General features: G+C 41.7%; 4 protein-coding genes. 3 read left to right on the plus strand and 1 reads right to left on the minus strand.

Features of this window, described 5'->3' with window-relative positions:
* The first annotated feature begins 170 nt into the window (after positions 1-170).
* Entirely contained in the window at positions 171-731 is a 561-nt protein-coding gene (locus tag RQ763_RS10485) for a hypothetical protein (protein ID WP_314152899.1), read from the plus strand.
* A 67-nt stretch (positions 732-798) separates the two neighbouring features.
* On the opposite strand, the gene RQ763_RS10490 is transcribed toward RQ763_RS10485, so the two are convergent.
* Positions 799-2,073 (minus strand): hypothetical protein, encoded by a 1,275-nt coding sequence (locus tag RQ763_RS10490; RefSeq protein ID WP_314152901.1) that lies wholly within the window; start codon positions 2,071-2,073, stop codon positions 799-801.
* 214 nt (positions 2,074-2,287) lie between these two features.
* On the opposite strand from RQ763_RS10490, the gene RQ763_RS10495 reads away from it, so the two are divergent.
* Together RQ763_RS10495 and RQ763_RS10500 are read left to right on the plus strand one after the other, a co-directional pair.
* Complete coding sequence (locus RQ763_RS10495) at positions 2,288-3,541, plus strand: ammonium transporter (protein WP_314152903.1); 1,254 nt, start codon at positions 2,288-2,290, stop codon at positions 3,539-3,541.
* Between the two features lie 57 nt (positions 3,542-3,598).
* On the plus strand, positions 3,599-3,802 hold a 204-nt coding region (locus RQ763_RS10500; protein ID WP_314152904.1), incomplete at its 3' end, for a P-II family nitrogen regulator.

Consider the following 3,802-nt stretch of genomic DNA (forward strand, 5'->3'; position numbering starts at 1 on the left):
ATCTGCGATGTGAAATGCTAAACATTGGGTGCAGCGGAATCGGTGCTTATTATGATGATGAGACGAAACAATTTTTAAATACGCACAACAATATTTTATATTTACTCGCAATTGGCAGGTAGGGAATAGATTATGTATGCCCTTTTGTAGTATAAAACAGAAGGATAGATATGAGCGTAACAGAGTATATAAAAAGTAATGAGCTTGATTGGCAGCCGTCGTTTAATGATGAGCTTGGCGGCGGAGTCCGCGGCTATAGAGGTGCATTGATAATTGAAGCGGGAAAACAGATATCTCCAGATAGAAAACTTCCTCCTAAAATTCAGGCAAAACAGGTTATTGTTATTAGCGATGAGGGCGGGATTAAATTTTTTACGTGTGAGCTTGATAGCTTTCGTGATTTTGCCCCGCTTTTTGAGAAGTATAAAGATTACTTTATGAAAGACGGCTTGAATATTTTATATGTAACAGACCTTGACGGAAACGGTACATTTACTTATGAAGGTGTAGAGTTTACTGCGTTTATGCTTGATGAGAGTTCGGTATGGAATGAACTTTTGGAGTTAACCGACCTTGACAAAGGCGATATGAAAAAACTTGATGCAGCCCAAAAGATAGAGCAGATCTACGAGGGGCTTTTAGAGAGTGACATAAAAGAGAAGGCTAGAAGCTACAGTGAGATGTGCGAGCTTATAGGTGAGAGTTCAAAACAGCTGATGGGTGCCGTTTAAAAAGAAGTGAGGTGTATCACCGCAAAGAGCTAACTTTGCAGTGATTTTGTTTTGGCATTTTTTGAAATTAAAATGCAACCATTGACATAAATAGAATGTCGCTTCCTGAATATACAGTAGTGCCGTTAGTGCCTACAGTGTCAGGTCTGTCGCTTGAAGTATATGAGTACTCTACACAAAAACGGACGTTTTGTCTCATGTTATACTCCAAACCTGCGGAGTAGACATTGTAGTCTCTGTCTACTGCTTTGTCGTTATGCCCGAGTACGGCTGCTTTTACGCCATATTTATCTGTAAGATTAAGCTGAGCGTCAACATGATATCCTGTTATATCCTGCGTGCCGGTTGCTAGACCGGTAGTCATATCCAGATCATCATAGTCATTTTTTAGCACGTACGCACCGGTTACCATCAGCGACATCTCTGCAAGCATACTTTGTACTTGAAAGTCAATACCGTAAGATGTTCTGTTAAGAGCAGCAATATTTGCTAAATCCACTTCGTTAGTTATATCGGCTAGGTTGTAAGGTATGATTTTATTTCCCGTATCTCCTCCAATATAGTAACCGCCAAGCATCATTGTAGTGTCTGTAAGACTAAATTCATAAGCGGCTCTTGCCATAAGTTTATAACCGTCGCTGTCTGTTCTAGAGCTCTGTGCAAATGTAGGAACATAGCCGCCAGCTGTTGCATAAAGACCGCCTCCGTGGTAGTAGGCTTGAACTACACTTGCTTCACCATCTCCGATACCTAGATCTTGGAAGATGTTTGTTTTCTTACGGTTTTCAAACTGACGAACAGGTCTGTATAGTCCCGTCGTATATATCTCTGTTCCCTGAAATGCGCCAAGTGCATCAGTAGTAGAGTATGCCGCACCGACTCTGCCACCTAAAGCCTCTGTTGTAAATAGAACTTTACCGCCAAATATACCGCCTGCTGCAACTTCCATAGAAGTACCTACATTATCAGCTATCTTGCCGCCGAAGATAAAAGCAGATTCGTCAAAGATTTCTGTTTTGACAGTTTTTCCAAGTGTTGTGTTCTCTGTTTTGTCGTCAGAAAGCACACGTGCTTTTAATACTAAGCCCATATTTAGAGTGCTAGGCAGACCCAGTCCTCCCGCAAGAGTGCTCTTCATCTCCTCTTTGCCGCTTGTCATTGTAAAACCAGACATCTTAAACTCTCTACCGAATGAGTTTAGCTTCGGTATATTTTGAAAGTGGCAAGACATACACTCCGTATCCATCTGTCTGGCAAACGCAGGCGTCGCCTCTGCCGCGGTGGCGCACATTAGTGTTAAGCCCAGTAAATAGGCGACTTTATTTGTTGAAAAACTTTTCATAACGAACCCCTTTTATATAATGAAATATTATGAATTAATCTAATACATTCATAAGCAAAAACTATATAACCATAAAATTTAAAGCTTGCTTAAAACAATGTTTTTTGGGAATTATGGCATAATAGTGACATTTGATTAAAATATAAGCAGCTTTTTGTCATATTGTGAATTTGGATGGTATATAATTTGGCAGATTAAAAAAAAGGATTGAAAAATGAAGAGGTTTTTGTTTGGTATGTTGTCTATCCCTTCTTTTGTGTTTGCAGAGGATGTGTTAAACAGCGGCGACACAGCGTGGATGTTGGTTGCTACGGCATTGGTTATGCTTATGACTCCTGCAGGATTAGCGCTCTTTTATGGTGGTTTGACTCGCTCTAAAAACGTGTTAAATACTATAGGTATGAGCTTAGGAGCTTATGCGGTCGGTACTTTGGTTTGGGTTCTCATTGGCTACTCTATTGCGTTTGGCGATGGTGATATCATCGGTAGTGGCAAGGCACTTCTGAGCGGCATTACGCCACAGAGCCTCAGCGGAACAATTCCTGAGCTGCTTTTTGTCGCATTTCAGGGAACTTTTGCCGCTATTGCAGTCGCAATCGCAAGCGGCTCCATGATTGAGCGCGTAAAGTTTTCTACCTATATAATCTTTGCGGCTTTGTGGATAGCTGTTGTTTACGCGCCTATAGCGCACTGGGCATGGGGCGGCGGAGAGACACTCAACTTTGGTGAGATGGATTTTGCAGGAGGAACAGTTGTTCATTTAAATGCAGGTGTTGCGGGTCTAGTTGTAGCACTTATTTTGGGAAGAAGAAGAGATTACGGCAAAGCTGCAATCAAACCGTTTTCTCCTGTTTTAGTAGCACTCGGGGCTGCACTCTTATGGTTTGGATGGTTTGGTTTTAATGCAGGGTCTGAATTGGCAGCTGATGGTGTAGCGGCATCTGCATTTTTAGTAACAAACGTTGCGGCAGCTCTTGGCGTCATGGGATGGATAGTTGCCGAATGGATTGTTTATAAGAAGGCTACAATAGTGGGAGGAGCTTCGGGTGCAGTTGCAGGTCTTGTGGCTATTACTCCAGCTTCAGGAAGTGCGGGTGTAGAAGGTGCGATAATAATCGGATTAATCGGCGGCATCTTGGGATTCTTTGCTGTTGCAAAACTCAAAAACATGTTCAGAGTGGATGACGCATTGGATGCTTTTTGGATTCACGGCTTGGTCGGTATCTGGGGTTCAGTCGCTACGGCGATCTTTATTGCTCCTTATGCGATGCCTGAGGCTTACGATATGGCTTCGCAACTGGTAAGTCAATTTCAAGCAATTGGTTTGACTATCGTCTATAGTGCTGTTGCAACTGCAGCTGTCTACTTTATAGCTTCTATGCTTACAGGCGGAGGAAGAGTCGATGATGATAGTGAAAACAGAGGACTTGATGAGACTGTGCATGGAGAAAAAGTAATAAACCTGTAGTGTTGCTTAAAAGCATAAAAATGGTTACAATTTTAAACTTAATTTGGAGATATTATTATGAAAAAAATAGAAGCGGTTATAAAGCCTTTTAAACTTGAAGATGTAAAAGATGCATTGGCTGAGATAGGAATTACCGGTATGACGGTAAGCGAAGTAAAGGGTTATGGACGTCAAAAAGGGCATAGCGAACTTTACCGCGGCGCAGAGTATGTAGTTGATTTCTTACCGAAGATAAAGATGGAGATGGTTGTTGATGATGAT

The sequence above is a fragment of the Sulfurimonas sp. genome, assembly GCF_032250635.1.
In the GTDB taxonomy this organism is placed as follows: Bacteria; Campylobacterota; Campylobacteria; order Campylobacterales; family Sulfurimonadaceae; genus Sulfurimonas.